The sequence below is a fragment of the Anatilimnocola aquadivae genome, from assembly GCF_049819085.1.
GTDB lineage: Bacteria > Planctomycetota > Planctomycetia > Pirellulales > Pirellulaceae > Anatilimnocola.
In genome coordinates this window covers 6219912-6239447 of record NZ_CP187419.1, presented here as the reverse complement: position 1 = coordinate 6239447, position 19536 = coordinate 6219912, and the positions used below count along the sequence as shown (strand labels likewise).

12 protein-coding genes are annotated in these 19536 nt (G+C 58.7%); 8 read left to right on the top strand and 4 right to left on the bottom strand.

The window, feature by feature from the left end; translation table 11 throughout:
* The first annotated feature begins 91 nt into the window (after positions 1-91).
* Both der and NA78x_RS24495 read left to right on the top strand, forming a co-directional pair.
* A complete protein-coding gene (gene der, locus NA78x_RS24500; RefSeq protein WP_425615015.1) occupies positions 92-1606 on the top strand; it encodes a ribosome biogenesis GTPase Der in 1515 nt (504 codons plus the stop codon).
* Positions 1607-1687: 81 nt separating this feature from the next.
* The gene (locus tag NA78x_RS24495) at positions 1688-2764 is read left to right on the top strand and encodes a hypothetical protein (protein ID WP_425615014.1); all 1077 of its coding nucleotides are present in this window, start codon (positions 1688-1690) and stop codon (positions 2762-2764) included.
* 80 nt (positions 2765-2844) lie between these two features.
* Here the strand turns inward: NA78x_RS24495 and NA78x_RS24490 are convergent, their stop codons facing one another.
* Positions 2845-3606, bottom strand: coding sequence for a hypothetical protein (locus tag NA78x_RS24490; RefSeq protein ID WP_425615013.1), 762 nt, complete (start codon positions 3604-3606; stop codon positions 2845-2847).
* A gap of 169 nt (positions 3607-3775) precedes the next feature.
* Here NA78x_RS24490 and NA78x_RS24485 point away from each other — a divergent pair, with 169 nt between their 5' ends.
* The 4 genes from NA78x_RS24485 to NA78x_RS24470 all read left to right on the top strand — a co-directional run bounded on the left by NA78x_RS24485 (position 3776) and on the right by NA78x_RS24470 (position 14207).
* Positions 3776-9076, top strand: a complete 5301-nt coding sequence (locus NA78x_RS24485; RefSeq protein ID WP_425615012.1) for a PVC-type heme-binding CxxCH protein — start codon at positions 3776-3778, stop codon at positions 9074-9076.
* 45 nt (positions 9077-9121) lie between these two features.
* Positions 9122-9565: a carboxymuconolactone decarboxylase family protein gene (locus NA78x_RS24480; RefSeq protein WP_425615011.1), complete on the top strand. Its 444-nt coding sequence runs from the start codon at positions 9122-9124 to the stop codon at positions 9563-9565.
* A gap of 30 nt (positions 9566-9595) precedes the next feature.
* Positions 9596-9955 carry a hypothetical protein gene (locus NA78x_RS24475; RefSeq protein ID WP_425615010.1) on the top strand — a complete coding sequence of 120 codons (360 nt, stop codon included), beginning with the start codon at positions 9596-9598 and terminating at the stop codon, positions 9953-9955.
* A gap of 271 nt (positions 9956-10226) precedes the next feature.
* Positions 10227-14207, top strand: coding sequence for a hypothetical protein (locus tag NA78x_RS24470; RefSeq protein WP_425615009.1), 3981 nt, complete (start codon positions 10227-10229; stop codon positions 14205-14207).
* 102 nt (positions 14208-14309) lie between these two features.
* Here the strand turns inward: NA78x_RS24470 and NA78x_RS24465 are convergent, their stop codons facing one another.
* Together NA78x_RS24465 and NA78x_RS24460 are read right to left on the bottom strand one after the other, a co-directional pair.
* Complete coding sequence (locus NA78x_RS24465; RefSeq protein WP_425619475.1) at positions 14310-14606, bottom strand: transposase; 297 nt, start codon at positions 14604-14606, stop codon at positions 14310-14312.
* Positions 14607-14672: 66 nt separating this feature from the next.
* Positions 14673-15092 (bottom strand): hypothetical protein, encoded by a 420-nt coding sequence (locus NA78x_RS24460; RefSeq protein WP_425615008.1) that lies wholly within the window; start codon positions 15090-15092, stop codon positions 14673-14675.
* A gap of 270 nt (positions 15093-15362) precedes the next feature.
* On the opposite strand from NA78x_RS24460, the gene NA78x_RS24455 reads away from it, so the two are divergent.
* Both NA78x_RS24455 and NA78x_RS24450 read left to right on the top strand, forming a co-directional pair.
* The gene (locus tag NA78x_RS24455) at positions 15363-16046 is read left to right on the top strand and encodes a BMC domain-containing protein (protein ID WP_425615007.1); all 684 of its coding nucleotides are present in this window, start codon (positions 15363-15365) and stop codon (positions 16044-16046) included.
* A 705-nt stretch (positions 16047-16751) separates the two neighbouring features.
* A complete protein-coding gene (locus NA78x_RS24450) occupies positions 16752-17048 on the top strand; it encodes a hypothetical protein (RefSeq protein ID WP_425615006.1) in 297 nt (98 codons plus the stop codon).
* A gap of 747 nt (positions 17049-17795) precedes the next feature.
* On the opposite strand, the gene NA78x_RS24445 is transcribed toward NA78x_RS24450, so the two are convergent.
* On the bottom strand, positions 17796-19454 hold the full coding sequence (locus tag NA78x_RS24445; RefSeq protein ID WP_425615005.1) for a phosphatase PAP2 family protein: 1659 nt from the start codon (positions 19452-19454) through the stop codon (positions 17796-17798).
* Between the last annotated feature and the right edge of the window lie 82 nt (positions 19455-19536).

Below are 19536 nucleotides of genomic sequence, written 5' to 3'. Positions count from 1 at the left end.
GCGGCGGCCATTACAGTTTGGCGACTTCTGGAGTATCATACTACGTTATTCTGCCCTTGACCTCTCCGCGATTCGAACGGTTCACGTCCCCATGCCCGTCCCTCAGGTTGTGATTGTCGGTCGGCCGAATGTTGGCAAGTCCAGCTTGCTGAACTGGCTTGCTGGCCGCCGCATTTCGATTGTCGACGATCAGGCCGGCGTTACGCGCGACCGCATTGTCTATTTGATGGAAGCGGGCGGACGTTTTTTTGAACTGGTAGATACGGGTGGCATCGGTTTCGAAGATACCGACAACCTCACCAAAGAGATCGAAGCTCAGATCGAAGCGGGCCTCGAATCGGCAGATGTCGTGCTGTTCGTTTGCGATACCCGCACGGGCCTGATGCCGCTCGACGAAGAAGTGGCTCGCCGACTTCGATACATCGACAAGCCGATCATCCTGGTCGCGAACAAGGCCGACGCCGAATCGCTCGATTCGCAGGCCGATGAGTTCTATAAACTGGGTCGCGGCAAGATCATCAAGGTCAGCACGCAGCAGAATCGCAACCAGGAAGAACTCCTGCGGATGATTCTCGAACGTCTCCCCCCGCAAACGCAGGAGGAAGAGGACGTCGAAGAGCCGATGATGAAAATGGCCATCGTCGGCCGTCGTAACACCGGCAAGAGCACATTCGTCAACACGTTGGCTCGTGCCGAACGCTGCATCGTCAGCGAAGTTCCCGGCACCACGCGCGACAGCGTCGATGTGCGGTTCGAACTCGACGGCAAAACATTCATGGCCATCGATACGCCCGGCCTGAAGCGCAGCCGCAGCGTGAAGACCGATATCGATTTTTACAGCACTCACCGCGCACAGCGAAGCATTCGCCGCGCCGACGTCGTACTGCTGTTTTTCGATTGCTCGCAACGACTGAGCAAAGTCGACAAGCAACTGTGCAAATACATTGCTGATAACTATCGCCCGTGCATCTTTGTCGTGAACAAGTGGGACCTGCTCTACGGCCAGATGCCGACCGAAAAGTGGGTCGACTACCTGCGCGATACGTTTAGCACCATGTGGCACGTGCCGATTGCGTTCATTACCGGCCAGACCGGCAAGAACGTGAAGGCGCTACTGAATCATGCCCAGATGCTCTTCAAGCAATCGCTGCAACGCGTCAGCACCGCCAAGTTGAATCAGTTGCTGCGTGACGCGCTCGATTCGCATCCGCCGCCGCTGCAAGGTTTGCTGCGACCAAAAATCTATTTCGCCACGCAGGTCAGCACTCAGCCACCCACGATCGTGCTGATGTGCAACGAACCGAGCGCGTTTCCGCCATCGTATCGGCGGTATCTGCTCGGCTACTTGCGCGATCAACTCGATTTCGGCGAAGTGCCCATCAAGCTCTATCTGCAACGACGCGAGCAAAAGCAGCGCGGCCGCGAAGAGGATGCTGATGTGACGACCAAGCCTCCAACCAAGCGGCAGAATGTCGTTCAGCCCGCTGCTGATGAAGAAGAAGGCGGTCACATCTTCGACGCCGACGATGACGAAGAAGTCATTGGTGACCGCGACTTCGACATCTTCAATCTCGATTCGAGCGACGTGAACCTCACCGAAGAATAGGCACGGCAGATTCCCGCGAGTCGCATGATGCAACCGCAGCCTAATCGCTTCGCAAGTCTCACTCCCCTTCAAGCGTGCTGCGTGCTCTTCTCGCTCGCAGTGGTGGCCGTCGCTGGGACAGTCGCCTCTTGGAACCTTGGCAAGTTGCCCGTGCGGGCAACACCGCCAACGGCGCTGCAGCCAGATGTCGCCAGCGTCGAATCGCCGCCCAAAGATGCCACGGCAGCCGATCTGCAGCTCTATCGCGACCTCGTCGTCGCGGTGCGCCGGGGCGAGAACTATTATGTGGCCGCCAAGCCCGAACTGCTGAAGCATGGCTTCCCCGTGCGCAGCACCTTCAATTGGCGGCTCCCCACCTACGCCTATCTCTTCGCACTGCTGCCCGGGCCTTGGGCCATTCAAGGCTTGCTGGTCTTGCTCGTGGTGGCCGCGCTGGTGTTGCACTTTCAAGTCGAGTACTCTGCCCGGGGAATCGGGGCCGCTGTTGTCTCTTCGTTCGTAATGCTCGGCGTGGTGAAGTGGTCCGTCGATGGCCTGGCGTTCTACACGCAAGAGTTGTGGGCCAGCATCTTGATTCTGCTATCGCTGGCGGCGATGGGCAAAGGCTGGCGAGCACTGGCCGTGAGCGCCGGAATTGCCGCATTGCTCTTTCGCGAATTGGCTCTGCCGTTCTGCTTTTGGGCCGGCATCTTCGCTGCCTATCATCGCCGCTGGTACGAAGCGGCTGCGTGGGCGGGCGGAATCGCCCTGTTCTTCGCCTACCTGTTCTGGCACAGCGGCCAGGTCGCCGCGCAGTTAACCCCCGCCGATCTGGCCACCGCTGGCGGGGGCATCTCGCAATGGCTGAAGTTCGGCGGGCTCGATTTTGTCCTGCTCACCACGCGGATGAATTCGTTTCTCTTCACCGCCATGGGCCCCGTGCTGTTTCTGTACCTGCTGCTGTCGCTATTGGGACTCGGCAGTGCGAAGGACGAACGGCTCAACTTGCAATTTATTGTCGCGGCCAGTTATCTCGTGGCGTTTTGCCTGGTTGGCATGAAGCTGAACTTCTATTGGGGACTGCTCTATGCTCCGTTGCTGCCAGCGGGCATTTCTGTGGCTGGAACGGCACTAAGCACGTTGCACGAACGAGCTGTTCTCAGCGAGCCAAAAACGTAAGCGCCCGGAGAGTTCCAAATTTGTAAAGAGCACACTCTCCGGGCGCTTACGCTTCCGGCTCAAGAGGAAAATCCACTGGGTCACGCTGGCTCTTGCGCGAGTTCGGCCGTTTCGTAGTCGTCGTCGATGTCGTGCTCGGTCTCTTTCAGGTAGCGAGAAAAGGCACTCGCCGCCAAAGCCATCTGCGCCAGAATCACCATGTAGCCCAGCATCGAGGCAATAAACAGTAAGAAGCTGATTGCCAACGCTGCGAGCGTCAGTTTCGGGCTGATGCCCTGAGACCGTGAAAGATATGCGGTCCCAAACGCCAAGATCGAAATGCTGACGGCCCAAGCCAGGTAATCGATCCGGCGTTTCAGGTCGGGCCGTTCGATCACCACCGCGATCTTGCGCAGGAACAGCATAAAGACGATCTGCGCGACAATGGTCAGCGGAAAGATCAGCATCTTCAGTTGCGCCACACCCAGCGTTCGCGCACTCGTCTTCAGAACGAAGCTGAGCACTTCACACCAAAAGGCAATCTGCAAATAGCGGTGCCCTGGCAGTCGATGGCCAAGTTCCAAAGGCTGTTGCAGTTCGAAGCAGAGCCACTTGCCCCACAAGTTGAGAATGAGCGAAATGCTCGCAAGCACGCCGGCAGCCACCAGAATGTGTTTACTGAACGGTTTGACGTCGATGCCTTGTCGAGCGACCAGCAAGGGAGCCAAAAACACGAGGAGCGCCAAAAAGGCGAACACAATGGCACACAGCGTCAGCCACAGACCGCGCGAGAGCGTCGCGAATGCCTTGGCATAGACGGCGTTCTCCGTCAATAAATAGATTGGCGTTCTGCCCCAGAACATTGCTCAACGCATCCCCGATTGATACCACCGCGCCGCGAAAGGATGCCTCAAAATACCTGCTGAAAACAGCGGTCGCTACCTGTCGCCTGAATTGACTTCAGCGGTGCGGAACTCACAATAGGCCTATCTGCAAGCCGGTACCTCTCTCGTCGGTAAAAGCGATCTACTCATGCGAGCAATCTTTCCGTCGTTCAGCCTGTTGCTGGTGATGCTCTGTTGCGGCCACGCGTTTGCTGAGGCTAAGAACAACCCGTTCAACGAACCGCTGGACAAGCCCGGTATCGTTCCGGTGGGAGCCGATGGCCAGCCTTTGAATCTCAACTTTGAAGACGGCACGCTCAAGGATTGGACCGCGACCGGCGAAGCGTTCAACGGCCAGCCGATCAAAGGTGAGATCGATCCCAAACGGCCCTACGGTGAAGGCAAGAAGGCCGATCACACCGGCCAATACTGGATCGGAACTTTTGAGAAGTTGCTCGATAAGCCGAAGGGCACACTTAGTTCGAGGCCGTTCAAAGTGACGCAGCCTTGGGCCAGCTTTTTGCTTGGCGGTGGCAATCATCCAGAAACTCGACTCGAACTCGTGCTGCTCGCCGATCCGGCCGTGAAAGGCTCCCAAGAACGGATCATCAACACGTCGCGCGGCGTCAACAGCGAGAGCCTGCGACCGATTGTGGTGGATCTCACTCCGCACGTTGGCAAAGAAATCTACATTCGCCTGGTCGACGACCACACGACCGGCTGGGGGCATATCAACTTCGACGATTTCCGCCTGCATTTCACCAAGCCGAAGTTTCGCGAGGCTCGCTCGCCCAACATCGCGCCCAATACATCCGCGCCAGGACTTGAGCAGTTGTATCCACACGCGGGATTGACTGCCGAAGAGGCCGCGAAGCAGATGAAAGTGCCGCCGGGCTTCAAAGTGCAAGTGGGCGCGGCCGAACCGGATGTGAATCAGCCCATCGCGATGGCCATCGACGATCGCGGCCGCGTTTGGATTGCCGAAGCCTACGAATACCCCGTGCGTGCGCCGGAAGGGAAAGGCCGCGATCGGATCATCATCTTCGAAGACACCGATCTGAATGGCTCGCTCGATAAGCGGACCGTCTTCGCCGAAAAGCTGAATCTCGTCAGCGGTATGGAACTCGGCTTCGGCGGCGTTTGGGTCGGCGCTGCTCCGTATCTGCTCTTCATTCCCGATAAGAACGGCGACGACGTTCCGGATAGCGAGCCACAGATTCTGCTCGATGGTTGGGGTCAGGAAGATACCCACGAAACACTCAACAGCTTTATCTGGGGCCCCGATGGTTGGCTCTATGGTTGCCACGGCGTGTTCACAAAAAGTGAAGTTGGCAAGCCAGGGACGCCCAAAGACAAGCGAGTTCTGCTCAATGCGGGCGTGTGGCGCTATCATCCCACGCGGCACGAGTTCGAAGTCTTTGCTCACGGCACGAGCAATCCCTGGGGTCTCGACTTCAACGAGCAGGGCCAGGCCTTTGTCACGGCCTGCGTGATTCCGCACCTGTATCACATCATTCCCGGCGCTCGTTACCAGCGACAAGCGGGGAACCATTTCAACCCGCATACCTACGACGACATCAAGACCATTGCAGTCCATCGCCATTACACGGGCAATCAATGGAACACCGACAATCGTCGGCAAAGCGACGAACTCGGCGGTGGCCATGCTCACGCCGGGGCGATGATCTATCTCGGCGGCAGTTGGCCGGAGAAATATCGCAACCAGATCTTCATGAACAACATCCATGGCAATCGGATGAACGTCGATGTGCTGACACCAAAGGGAAGCGGCTACGAAGGGAACTTTTCGCCCGACTTTCTCTTCACCCGCGATCAGTGGTCGCAGATGCTCTACATGACCTACGGCCCCGATGGCCAGGTGTGGGTCATCGATTGGTACGACCGCAATCAATGCCATCACAAGAACACGGAAGGCCACGACCGGACCAACGGGCGGATTTATCGGATCAGCTACGGCGATGCAAAGCCGGTGAAGGTGGACCTTCAATCTTGCACTGACGAGGAACTATTCGGCTATCTCGACAATGCCAATCATTGGTATCGCCGTCATGCCCAGCGGTTGCTGCAAGAGCGAACGGCAAACCAGTCGCTAAAGATGACAGATACATGTTGGCAAAGACTTCAACGGCTTCGGGAATCCAAGGATCCAAGTCTGAAGTTACAGGCCTTATGGACATACTCCGTGCTTCAGCCTTCTCCCACAATTGGTCGCTTCAACATCAATGACGCTGACCAACCGCCAGATTTGATCGTATGGGCAATTAGGTCGCGGGTTCAGGATCGCTCACCGATGAGTGAAACAGAACTTAGTCGCTTTGAAGAAATCGCTTGGGAAGATCGTCCGTCAATCGTGCGACTGGCGATTAGTTCAGCCGTACCAAAACTGCCTATCGACAACCGATGGAGAACCCTTGCAGGACTCCTCTCTCACACCGAAGACGCGCGCGATCACAACTTGCCGCTCATGTATTGGTACGCGCTCGAACCGCTGACCGATGCCGATCCCAAGCGGGCGCTCGCGCTGGCTCTGTCGGCCGGCGAGCACTTTCCGAAGTTGAAAGAGTTTGTCATTCGGAAGATTGGAAGTGGCAAGCCAGAGGAATCGCTGGCGCTCTTGGTCGATGGCCTGGCGGAAGCCAAGGAAGAGTCCACCGCGCTCACATTCTTGAGAGCCATTCGCACTTTGCTCCAGGGGCGGAAGAACGTTCAGCTTCCCGAGAAGTGGGCCGCCGCAAAACAGGCTTTGGGTCAAAAGCTCGAAGGTGACAATCCGCATGTTTCCTGGAACTTGCTGGCCGTCGAGGCAGTTGTCGGCAACGAAGCAGCCGCAACCACACTCAGCCAGCGGCTGTCGGCTGGCAGCAACGTGCCGCTACCCCTTCAGCGCGAAGCGCTCGCGGCGATTGTGCAGGCCGCTCGACCAGAACTGGGCGAAACACTTGTCGCTCTCTTGGGCTCGAAGGACCTGCGGGCCGATTCGATCCGCGCATTGGCCACACTCGATGATCCAAAAACGCCCGCTCGTTTGCTTGGTGTGTATGACAAGTTCTCGGTCGATGAACGTCGCGATGTTCTCGCCACGCTTTGTAGCCGCGCGAGTTTCGCCAAGGAGCTACTCGCTGCCATCGAAGCCAAGCGAGTTCCTGCGAATCATCTCACGGCTGATCTGGTTGTGAACTTGCGAAACCTGAAAGATGCCGAGTTGCAAGCGCAGTTGGAAAAAGTCTGGGGAACGACGCGCGAATCGCCGGCCGATAAGGCCCTGCTGATTGCGCAGGTCAAAAGTCTGCTGGCTTCGCCGCCGACGACTGCCGTCGACTTACATCTCGGCCGGGCAGTGTTTGCCCGCACGTGTCAGCAGTGTCACACGCTGTTTGGCACCGGCGCGAAGGTAGGGCCGGATCTGACTGGTTCGAATCGCGCGAACCTCGATTACCTGCTGAGCAATGTGATCGATCCAAGTGCCGTCATGGCCAAGGACTATCAGCCCACGGTGCTGCTGCTCGATTCGGGGCGTGTGGTGACCGGCATTCTCAAGGAAGAAAACGCCGCGACCATTACGGTGCAGCTTCCGACGGAGTTGCTGACGATCGCCAAGAGCGAAATCGAAGAACGGAAAATCAGCGACAAGTCGATGATGCCCGACGATCTGCTCCGTCCGCTGTCGCAGCACGAAACGCGTTCACTCGTTGCGTATCTGGCCGCCGGTGGCCAGGTGCCGCAGTTGGCCAATGCTGATACCGCAGCTTCAATCTTCAACGGCAAGGACCTGAGCGGCTGGGTCAGCGGCGATATGAGCCTGTGGAGCGTCGAGGATGGTGAGATCGTCGGTCGCACAAACGGCCTGAAGCGAAATCATTGGCTCACGAGTCAATATTCGCTCGGCGACTTCAAATTGTCCGTCGACGTCAAGCTCGTGAAAAACGAAGGGAACAGCGGGATTCAGTTCCGTAGCGAGCCCATCGCTCACGATGAAGTGAAAGGCTACCAGGCCGACATTGGTGCCGGCTGGTGGGGCAAGCTGTACGAAGAGCACGGCCGCGCACTCTTGTGGAAAGAAAGTGGCGAGAAGCATGTGAAGCTCGGCGAATGGAACAAGTACGAGATCATCGCTGTGGGCAGTCGAGTGCAGACGTGGATCAACGGCGAAAAGTGCGTCGATCTGGATGACTCTGCTGGCGCTCGCCAGGGCGTGATCGCGTTACAACTGCACTCCGGCGGCAAGACCGAAGTTCGCTATAAGAATCTGCAGGTCAGCATTCCGACGAGCAGCAAGCCGGCTGTTGGTTATCCATCATCGAAACCCAACGCTGACGGCAAACCGGCCGGCAAGATCAGCTTCAAGAAGACGACGCTCGATCCGCGCTTCCGCAGCGAAGGCGTGGCGATGGGCGACTTCAACAACGACGGCAAGCTGGATATCGCAGCCGGCAGCGTGTGGTACGAAGCACCCGCTACTCCCGGCAAAGATTGGAAGATGCACGCAATCACCGCCCAGCCGAACGAGTTTAACATCAAGACCTACGGCGATACGTTCTGCAACTGGGCGGAAGACTTTAACGGCGATGGCCGGCAAGATTTGCTCGTTGTCGATTTTCCCGGCAAGCCCACCTGGTGGTTCGAGAATCCGGGCACCACCGACAAGGCTTGGGAAAAGCATCGCGCGGTTCCCGTCACCAATAACGAGAGCCCGCAATATGCCGATGTCGATGGCGACGGCCAGCGAGAACTCATTTTTGGCGAAGGATCGGGCAAACTGGCCCTCGCTCGTCCCGCCAAGCAGCCGAATCTTGATTGGAGAATTCAGCCGATCGCTGCGGAAGCCAATCCCAACATCCAAAAGTTCTATCACGGTCTGGGTGTCGGCGATTTGAACAAAGACGGCAAGCTCGACTTGATTACACCGAACGCCTGGTTCGCCCAGCCTGCTGAAAAGGCGACGGCTGAGAAGGAACCTTGGCAGCGGACCGATGCCAAGCTCGGTCCCGCTCAGGCGCAGATGTACGCCTACGACTTCGACGGCGATGGAGACGCCGATATCGTTGGCAGTAGCGCTCACCGCGTGGGAATCTGGTGGTACGAGCAGACCGAGAAGGGCTTTGTGCAGCACGAGATCGACAGCAAAATCGCCCAGACGCACGCTCTGATTCTCGCGGACATGAACGGCGATGGCCTGCCGGATCTGGTGACCGGCAAGCGGTTCTATGCTCACAACGGCAATGATCCGGGCGAGGATGAGCCGCCGGTACTTGCCTGGTACGAACTGAGCCGCGATGCTGGCAAACCGAAGTGGACGCGCCACGACATCGACGACAATAGCGGCGTCGGTACGCAGTTCGAAGTTCACGATATGAACGGCGATGGCCTGCTCGATGTGATCGTCGCCAACAAGCGGGGCGTGTTTTACTTCGAACAGCAGCGAGAGTAGTTACTTGGCTCTCTTTGAAAGACAGACGAAAGAGGAATATTGCTCGTGAGAAAATCTTCCGCCGCTGCACGTTCTGCCACCGTGCGCCTGGTCGACGAACAAGGAGCCAGCGGCAAAGTGCGGCAGATCTTCGACGACATCAAGAAAACGAAGAACCTGGAAAGTGTGCCCAATTTCTGGCGTACGCTCGCTTCATCTCCCGATCATCTGGAGCTGATCTGGGGGCAACTCAAGGCCCTGATGCATCCCGAGGCCAGCGGCCGCGCAAGTAAGCTCGATGCCAAGACGCGCGAGATCATCGCCTTGGCAGTATCGGCCACCAATGGCTGCTCGTACTGCGTCAACTCGCACACCGCCGCGCTGCGAAAGCAGGGCGTCGATACCGAAACGCTGGGCGAGGTCTTGGCGATTGTTGCTCTCTTCAACGGGACGAACAGCCTCGCCGATGGCTACCAGATCGAGCCCGACGTGCTGCCGCCGGTTGAGTAAGAAACCCAAGTTCTTTAAATGCAGACCCCCATGCACGCAATTCGCCTGAAGGCACCCTGGCAGATCGAGAAAATCGAGGGGGGCGTTTGCTACATCCGCCGCTTTGGGCTGCCCACGAACCTGGGTGCCGACGAGCAGGTCTCGCTGGTGGTTGAGCGGGTCGCCGCGCCAGCCACCATCGAGCTCAACGACCAACTGTTGGGGGAGCAATTGCCCGCTGAGGGGCCAAAAGCGTTCGAAATCACCCGCCTGTTGCAACCTCGCAGCGAAATCCGGATCTCGTTCCAGCTTACGCCGGCCCAACTGGCCGAAGTCGGCGAGTCTCACCAACCGGGCTTGGAAACAGCGCCCGGCACGCTCCTGGGCGAGGTGCGACTGGAAATCGCATAGCCGCGACTCTCTGACGCACAGTCAGCCAAGCTCCGCCTTTCTCCTCGCCGGCCGGCCTTGCTAGCACCTCTACCCGCTAGACCAAATGGCAGGCAGTTTTCTAGGATAGATGACTTGCGCGTTTGCCCTTGGTGGAAACCGGCTGCCCTGCAGGCCGAAACACCCGAAAGAAGGGGCGACGAGCATCCAAAAGCCAATACCATCGGATAGTGGGCCGGATTCCGGCAGTAATTTTCAACTGCCGGCGTGAATGCTGGGACGGAGTGTGGGCATGACAGGTCGAGAAACCGAGGCCGGGCGAGTGGCCCTGGACAAGGTCCTCGGCTATCTGAATTTCTCTTCCGGCGCAACCGACCCGCAGTTTCTCGCCAGCTTGAATCTGCTGTTCGAACAGGTCGACCAGCAGTCCTTGGGCGATCGAAGCTGGCAGCGGCTCTACGAATTTCTGCAGCGGGAACTGGGGCACATCCACGCTACCAACCCGGCCTTTCAAGACGTCCAGCAAGCGACCGCAGTCCTGGAACTGACGTTTGAGAAGTTCCTCCCCGCGTATCGAGAGTTCCACCGCGACCTGCTGTTTCATCAAACGCCCGAAGCGCTCTTTCGACCCTTCTTCCTCGGGCGAGCACTCGAAGCGATCTTGCGGCAGGGACCACCTTGGGACCAGGCCGACCGAATCATCACCGCCGCAATCAAGCAGCTGAGCGACTACATCGGGCATCGACCGGTCGCCGCGCTCGAGTCGCAGCAGATCGAACCGTACGCTCACGAATTCTGCCGCCCAGTGCCCCTCTACATTCGCGGCGTCGGCATCAGCTACGGCCCCGAACGCGAAGTGATCGAGATCGCCCTCAAACTGCTCGAAGGTACCGACGAAAACTTGCTGCGGCAGGCTTGCTTCTTTCCGCATCGTCTGGAAGAAATTGCGACCGACCCGCGAGCCTACGATTTCGATCATCCGGCCAACAAGCGACCCAATTATCACTTCGGCCAATGGGATCCGCACCAGATCGATCATCACGGCTTTTATCGGCGGTTTGTCGTCCAGCAAATCACGCTCGACGCGCTCATGCGGCGGCTGACCGAAGAAACGCAGATCTCGGCCGAAGAGTTGAAGTTTGAAGCAGCCGCCGTGTTGGCGGGTACGGTGCTCATGGCCTCGGGCATCAGCGGCGAAGGGCCCGGCGCGCATGACTCCAACGTGACCTTGGCCAAGCTGTTGCCGCGAATCGCCAAGTATCGCGACGCGTTCTACGAACAGTTGATGAATCGAACCTCTGGCGAGCATCGCGACCGACTCAAGGCCGAAGCGGCTCAAAAGCGGCAGCCGTTCGGTGGTGCCAGGCAGCACTTGAACGCCCAACTCGCGCGCTCTCGAGCGTCGCAACTCGAGCATGTGCATCTCGCTCGTATTTTTGCCCGGCTGGGGCATGTCGACGCGGCTGCTCGCCAGGCGAACGTCGTTCCTTGTGCTTCGGCGCGGATGCTCTGCCAGATCGATTGTCTGTTGACTACCGGGCAACTCGCCTGTGCGGCCGGCAAGCTCGAAGCGGCCGCCGATGCGATGCCGCAAATCATCGATCTGCTCAAGCGGGCCATTCATTGCGGGGCGATCATCGATCCTTGGAACATCCTGGGATTCGATGCCCACTTCAGCCTGTTTCCGGCGCTCGAAAACAGCGTGCGCGATCATCGGGCCGATGAACTGGTCGCCCTGATGGAAAGAATCTGGACGCTCTATTCGCTCATTTGGAGTGAAGCGGCCGCCAGCGACCGGACCGAAGTGGCCGACCGCATTGCCCGGCAATTCAAGAACACAGCCACATGGTGGAACCAGTACGCGGCGCACGAAGTGTCGACCGTGGAAGCCGTTGATTCGCTCGTGGTGTTTCGCGCGGCCGAGCGCGTCGCCAAGGCTTTGCAAGTTTGGCACCAAGCGGGTGCCTCGGCTGGCGATGTCGGTTTTTGGGCGCCGCACGCCGAGGTCTTCGATTCGCCGAAGGCCTATGCGATGGTCATCGACTCGCTGCTGGAGCGGGGAGATTTTGTCGCTTCGATGGCGCTGCTGATGAGTTGGCTCAGCCGGGCCGATTCGATCGGGATGGAGCACGGCGATTCATCGTTTCATGACCTGGCGCAGCGCTGGGTGACGGCGACGACGGCTACCAGCGATCAACGCGAAGCTTCTCTCAAGGCCTGGGACTCGGCCCGCAAGTTTCTCGACTATCTGGAAGCCAATGCCGAAGGTCTGTGGAACGTACCCAAGTTCGAACTCGGCGGTGGCAAGCGCGCCGCAGCGACCACTGCCGACGACGATGAAGATGACGGAAACCGTTTCAATTCGGCCTACGAGGACATGGTCTATCGAGATAGCACCGACGACGGTGTGGAAGGGGCCATTTTTGAATCGGGGGACGATTCGCACGACGAATTGCAACACCAATCGAAAGTGGTTGCCGATCGACTGGCCTTCCTTGCCACCGTGGCTCGCCTGTGGAAGCAGACGATCGTCAGCCCGGCTTTTGCAGCGATCATTCGCGAAGGAAGTGGCACCGACGAGCAGGCCAGTGCCGCGCAGCAGCGCCGCACGTCGGCCATGCAGCGGTGGATCGAACAAGCGCAGACGAACTTGCAAGGCTTGACGAAGCTGGTCGCCGCCGTGCGCGACTATCGCATTCCGAATCCGTCGGGCGATCACGATTCGATGGTGGAATACGATCGTCGGCGGATGATTAAAGAGTCACTGCTCGAACGGGTCGTGAGCACCAGTGTCGAAATGGCCGATGCCGCGCGACTGCTCATCGCCGCGCAAAATGCACTGAACCACAACACGCCGAATCAGATCGTGGCGGTGGCACCAGCGGCCGACAAGGAAGAAGCCGAACGTCTGGTGGCCGTCTTCACCGCGCTGCTGCGCCGCGACGAATTGGCCGTCAAATCAGCCTGCGAACTTCTCTTCAAAACCCTCCTGCGCTTGCCGCTGCTGTACGTGCCACTGGGCAAGGGTGGCAATCCGCCCGAGATCGTCGTCGTGCGCACGCGGCAACATGCCATTCAAGATTTGCTCGCCTGGCTCCCTCGCTGTGGACTGTGGATCGAGACTTGCCAGCTGCTCGATGTATCGCGGCAAATGGAACGCGATCATCCAGTCGGGCCCGGCGCCGTCACCGAATTCGATGAACTCTTCAAGATCGGCTACAAGGCCATCGTCGAAAGCCTGGTCGTTTCGTCGCAGTCTTGGCCGCGCGCTGCCGGTGCCACCGATGACCAGGCTGCCGAGCCCGTCGTGGCGTGTCTCGAACAGTTGACGGAGACGATGCTCACCAGTTGGCTCGCCCACAGCCGCACACTGCGCTTGAGCGCGCTCGAACGGGTACACGACAAAACGACGTGGAAACGCGTCGTTGCTTTTGTCGAAAAGTACGGCGAAGAGCTCTTCACGCAGCGGTTTTTGAATCTCGGCAACATCCGCGCGATCATGCATCAGGGGCCGGCACGCTGGCTGAACAGCCTGAAGGAAGATCGCCCCGACGACGCGCCGCAAAAGCTGCTCGACGATCTACAGGCCGATTTGCCCCTGGAAGAAACGGCCGAACTGCTGGGCATGGTGCTGGAGTCGATCGTCGAGAACTACGGCGAGTATCGCGATTACAACAGCACGACAACCCAGTCGGACCGGGGCGAGTTGCTGTACATGCTGCTCGATTTTCTCCGCCTGCGCACGCGTTATGACCGCGTATGTTGGAACCTGAAGCCCGTGGTCCTCGCGCACGAAATTCTGGTCCGCCGGGGCGAAGACATTGCCGCTCGCGTCTGGCGCAGAGCACTCTCGGAACGCATTCAAGACGAAGCAGAACAGTACCTGACGCGGTTGGCCGATCTGCAAAAGAAATATGCGATGCGGATGCCCACGGTCGCCGATCGCCTGGCGGAGCGGTTCATTCGCCCGCTAACCATCGACCGCATTCGCGCGCTCGTCGAGCCCGCCATTGAAGAAGCTCGCAAGGGTGGCGAGTCGCCGAAGTTCGAAATGCTGGAATTTGAAACCGCCACCCTCACGCGCGAGCCCACCGGCGTTGGCCTCGATGTTCCTGCCTGGCTGGTCGCTCTCGAAGAGGAAGTCGATCTTTCGCTGCGACCCACGCACCAGCGCCAGGACGAAGAAGACCTCGCCGCGATCCTTCCACCTCGCCTGCTCACCTTCGAGCAAGCCAAGCAGCAACTCGACCAGTGGACCGCCCGGCAAGAGTAATCTTTGTATCTGCCTTTGCCCCCCGGCCATTTGTCTTCCCGCCCCCGCCCCTGCGGCGGGGGTTTATTGGCTTTTGCACTAGCGCGGCTCAGTCGATCCCAGCTATTCAATCGCTCCCAAATCATATTCTCCAATCGTTCCCACGTAACAACTCTGCATGAACACCGGCTGCATCCCTTGCGAGTAAGCGAGGTTGTTCAAATACGACAGCGCAACCGCCCGCGGTGACTCACTCGGATGAATCCCCAGAATCATGTGGACGTGGTCGGGCAAGATCGCCAGCCGAGACAAGAGATGTTTGTACTTTACAGCAGCTTGGCGCACGATCGTCTTCGCCTGAAGCCATTTCCCAGTGTCAAAGTCCTGCTGCCGGTCGTCGCGTACGAAGACCAAGTGCAGATTGCACCAAAACCTTGCGTGCTCGGCAAATCGCGGCTGTTCCAGTCGAATCTCTGGGTCGCTGAATTAAAGATCGGCGAACTTCGCGCGCAAAGTGGAATCAGCGGCCGCGTGATGCTGCAGTTGAGAAGCTACATAAGCTTCTGATTTCTCGCGCGTTGGCGAGCCGAGGCTGCGCAGATCGAAGTTGCGTTGAAAGGATGCCGGGTGCTGCTCGCGAATCAGATGCTGTAACCGTCCTTTGACGGACCACGGAATTGCTTGCGGCAGAGTTTCTGGCAAAGTACTCACCAGGAATTGGGAACACTGGGGAGTTGGCCAGGAGAGTTCCAAAATACGAGTTCCGTCTTGCTCGGTTGCAACTCGAAGGCTTGCGAGCCAGGATTCCACGGCCGGTGGAATAACTTTCCAAAATAGGGAAAGGGACCAATTTAATTGGAAGGCAAAGTGGACATTTTCCGGCGTGTAGAGTGGCTCAAGGACCATGCCGGGATGGTAAGCGGTCCGCAGATGAGTTTCAACGAGATTTGGTAGTGCAAAAGCCGTTAAACCCCCGCCGCAGGGGCGGGGGCGGAAGGACCAGAAGTACGGCACAGAGGGGCGCGGGGGCATTAGGACAGAGGGCGGAAAGCGTACGGGCGGAAGATGCGGGCGAGCCCGCAAAGTCGGCCAGGATTACCGACTTTTCGCGCGATGGACCGGCCTGGACCACTACGCTGGTAAAATGCGCAAGCTATACTAGGGCAGCGTTGCTGTTTGGCAGCGAGGAACGATCCCACCACCCTCTCCCCCAAGCTTATGGCCAGCGAAGCACTCGGCATTTTGGAAGTCACCGGTTTTACGCCGGCGATGGCTGCGCTCGATGCCATGGAAAAGGCCGCCGGTATCCGGCTGGTCCAAGCCGAATCGAATGATTGGCTGGGCATGGTGTTCAAGGTGCAGGGTGACGTTTCGTCCGTCGCCGCGGCCATTGCCGCCGGCAAGGAACAGGCCGAGCGAATGAAGGGGAAGCCCGTTGGTACGGTGCTGAACAACCCCGATAGCGAAGCCTGGAAGGCCTTGATGAGCCCGATCGAATCGAGCCCATTGCTGCAACAACCTACCGTCAAAAATCCTAACTACGAAGCATTGGGCACGATCACCGCCCAGGAGCGAACTGTGGCTGACTCTCCTTCCTTTGCCCTCGGATTCATCGAAACGCAAGGCTTCACCGCCGTGTTCGAAGCCATCGACAGCGCCTGCAAGGCCGCCAATGTCGAAGTGCTGGGCAAAGAAAAGCTCGGCGGCGGTTATATCACCGTCATCGTCAAGGGTGACGTCGCCGCCGTGAAGGCCGCCGTCGAAGCCGGCACGGCAAAGGTCGGTGCCCTCGGCAAGCTCATCGCCGGCCACGTCATCGCCCGCCCCAGCGCCGCCGTCATGGCCCTGCTGCCGAAATAGTCTTCTTCTCCGCAGGCCGCCGCGTGGGCATGGGCCCACGCCTGTTGCCGCCCGTGGCATCAGTCTTCTCGCGCAGGTGCGCGCCCTACCGGCGACCACCTGCATTCTTATTTGCGAGACGCGCCCGAGAGTGTTAACCTGCGATCCTCCTCGGAGGATGTCGTATGGATTACAAACTCTTGTGCCAGTTATCCGACGCAGATCTGGCCTGTCGTGATATAGCCGAGATTAATCTACTCGCTGCGCACGGACTCGCAGACGTCGCTCTGGTTCGATTCTCACGGCGATCGTGTCATTTGTCTGGCGGGCTAGCTAATGATTTGTAAATTGGTCCGTCATTTCGTGGCGTACCGTTCCGGCGAGGAGCTAGGAATAGGCCTGGACGAGGTCTCGCTGGTGCGACGCCTAGGAATCCAAAGTGTTCGATTTCCTGTATCTACACGCTGCGTTGAATCACAGGTCGGTGTTATTGAGGGCGAGGTGATTGATTGGGGAGGCGGCAGTAGGAAGCTTCACTGGTTTTGCCCTTCTTGCCAGGAGCAGCAATGGGGTGATTGGTCTGACCATCTCGTCAATCCATGTCTTTGGTATTCTGACTGCAAATGCATCGACAAATGGCTAATTCATTGGCGCCACGAATCGATTGAAGCAGCAGCAGAAATACGCCAGCGAAAAAAATACGCAGACCCACCGCCCGAGTGACCCATGGTAAAGCGCTCGCCGATATTTGTGATCGTGCTCTGCACAATCGTGCCGTTGGTGTATCTCGCTGCGTATTGCTCGGTGGTGATCCCCGGCGGTGAGGTGTGGCAGATTGGCTACATTTCTGGAACGCCACTGTGCGGCTGGCGACGCTATCGGCTTGCCGAAGAGCAGGCCGCGATCGTCTTCTGGCCCGTAGAGCAGGCCGATCGCAAACTTCGACCCAAAATTTGGGAAGGGTTGAAAGCCTGGGAGGACGGTTGGGGTGAAGCGGGCCCGCCACAACCCGATCCGCCGTAGGTACCGCGTGGAGCGATCGCTTGAATTGATTTTGTCATTTGACAAAGAATCACGCATCGAGCAGATTTCAGATGCGTCCACGGACGAGGCAAACGCTTCGTACGAAGGTCAGTGTTGCGCAGGTAGTAGTCGTATCGCTCAACGGGTTTCCGTATGGGTTATCCCACGCGCTTGCGCGGGTGAACTGCAGAACTATCGAACTGGCAGTTCAGCGACGGCAAGCGGCGCGGTTAACCAAGCAGTACCGAAATAGAGGGGGCGAGTCGCTGAAAAAGTGGTTATCAAACGGTTATCACTTGTTGTCCAGAATTCCTGATTTTTGTTGCCTAAGGTGAGTGGCGAGTTGCAGTTCGGATGATTTGTTATCGCGAAAAAGTGACGCAAAAAGTTATCAAAACTGGTTATCAGATCGACGGTCAGTCAATGGAATAAATCCTGGGCATTACAGCGATGATTCGGGAAAACGTCTTTGGAAACTTGGTGGAATTCAGATCGTTGTTCGGTGTGATCGTTTGCGCAGATCGTGAGCGATTGCGGGTCGGGAATCGGCGCAAGTTGGCCGCCACCCAAGCGAGGGGCGTTCACAAACCGGCCGGTCAGCGAGGACAGAATTGGCGAAGTCCTCGGGAAATACAGTGATTTCGAGTATTGGCAGGGGTTCCGTTTGTGAACAAACACTTGCCAGACACCGCTGTGCGAAAGTGATTTAGCGATAGTTAGCTCAGCCTCGCGCTGCCAACCAGGCGGTTACTGGTAGCGGCGATCTTTGCCCAGATTCGCGCCGAAAGTATCGGTGCCGGGTCCGCCGAAGAGCCAATCGTCGCCGGCGTTGCCATCGAGATGGTCGTTGCCAGCCATGCCGTACAAGAAGTCGGCACCGGTGCCACCGCTGATCACATCGCGGCGCGAACCGCCGATGAGGATATCGCTACCCGCCCCGCCATCGATGGTCGACGGAATTGCGAGCAAGGCCAGCGAGACGTAGTCGTTACCGCCGCGAGCGTCGACCGTGACGGTCTGCACGCTGCTGGCGTTGAACTTGCCAGCCTGGCGACCGGTCATCCAAACGTAGAGCGAGTTGCCAATCTTCTGCAGGAGGATGACGTCTGCTTTCTCGGTGCCAGTGACGGAGAGCGTGCCATCGACGAGCGTTACTTCGCCAGGCAGAGGAATGGCCGTGAAGAATCGTCGGCTGACCCATTCGCCGATGCTCTTGCCCGCGGTCAGGCCGTCTTCGTTGTCGAACCGCCAGTGAATGCCGCCATAGAGTCTGCTGACGGCGGCCTCGCCGGCGGCTTGTGAAAAGCTGGTGAAGGAACGATCGGCGACGAGCGGATTTTCGGAGGGGAGTGTGAAGGCGATGTTGTCGGTGCCGAAGAAGGCTTTCAAGACTGCAGCGCCCGCGCCCGAGAATGTCGAGTGCCCCGAGGTGTAACTGGGGAAGGGTGGGGTCGCGATGAGCGGCGTCCAGGTGGGGTCAGCAGTGGTTGCGGCGTTGCCATCGGTATCGGCCGCTCGAATGCCCGTGATGGGTCGCCAGAAGTTGTCGGCGAACTTCACGTTCCAACATTGAATGGCGGCATCGGCGAGGGCGACGTTGAGCGTGGCGAACAGGCGAGCATTTTCGGCGAGCGTATTACTCTGAGAAGTCGCCACGATGGCTGCGAGTGAGTTGATATGGCCCGGCGGTGTTGAGGTTCCTGCACCATCGGCCCAGAAGAGAGCGATGTCGGTTTGGTCGGGAGTGCGCGTCGCACTATTTACCGAGCCGATGGCTTTCACCTGCTCGAAGTCGGCTGCGTATTGAGCGGAGGTGAGTTCGGGGATGCCGTTGGGGGTGAATTGGTTGCCGGTGGTGAGTGAGAACGGAGTTACGGCACCCCAACCAGGAAAGAGAGCAGGGGCATTGGCGGCGGGCGTAGGATTCCAGTCGCCGGGATCGGTGCCCGGGGTGTACGGCACGGTCGCGGCGACGGAGGCTCCATCGGTGGAACGCAGAGCGAGAATTTGCTGGGCGACATTGGTGCCGAGCGAGACACCAGCGGTCTCGTTGGCCCCGTCGGGCACAGCAGCGAGTGAGGTGACCAGGTGAGCATTGAACGTAGCCGCTTGAGCGGGGAACAACGCGACGAGCACTTCGTGGGCAGCAGCGGCGACCGCTGCTTCGCGCGAGGCTGTTGGCGGCGCGGTCAGCTGCACGGCGTAAGGTCTGTGGGTCTTCTCAAGGGAGTTCACCGCGTCGTAGACGGCCACATGCAGAATGGCCAGGGCACGCGAGGCAACCGGCGGCGGCGTGCTAGCGGTCCGGAAGGCTTGCAAGGCATGCTCGTTCCAATCGAGCACGACATCGGCAGCCATCATCTGGCGAGCATCGAGCGTTTCGAACGAGAGTTTCCGAACGGACATTCGAGTGTTTGCGGGGCGGGCGATTGCAGGGCGCGGCATGCGGCGAAACTCTCAACAGAAGAGGAACATTCTGGATATCGCC

Bases quoted from the DNA above. Each gene is read 5' to 3' on its own strand.
- NA78x_RS24470 (WP_425615009.1), top strand. From the start codon at position 10,227: ATGACAGGTCGAGAAACCGAGGCCGGGCGAGTGGCCCTGGACAAGGTC.
- NA78x_RS24490 (WP_425615013.1), bottom strand. From the start codon at position 3,606: ATGTTCTGGGGCAGAACGCCAATCTATTTATTGACGGAGAACGCCGTC.
- NA78x_RS24485 (WP_425615012.1), top strand. From the start codon at position 3,776: ATGCGAGCAATCTTTCCGTCGTTCAGCCTGTTGCTGGTGATGCTCTGT.
- NA78x_RS24475 (WP_425615010.1), top strand. From the start codon at position 9,596: ATGCACGCAATTCGCCTGAAGGCACCCTGGCAGATCGAGAAAATCGAG.
- NA78x_RS24450 (WP_425615006.1), top strand. From the start codon at position 16,752: ATGGTAAAGCGCTCGCCGATATTTGTGATCGTGCTCTGCACAATCGTG.
- NA78x_RS24445 (WP_425615005.1), bottom strand. From the start codon at position 19,454: ATGTCCGTTCGGAAACTCTCGTTCGAAACGCTCGATGCTCGCCAGATG.
- NA78x_RS24460 (WP_425615008.1), bottom strand. From the start codon at position 15,092: ATGGTCCTTGAGCCACTCTACACGCCGGAAAATGTCCACTTTGCCTTC.
- der (WP_425615015.1), top strand. From the start codon at position 92: ATGCCCGTCCCTCAGGTTGTGATTGTCGGTCGGCCGAATGTTGGCAAG.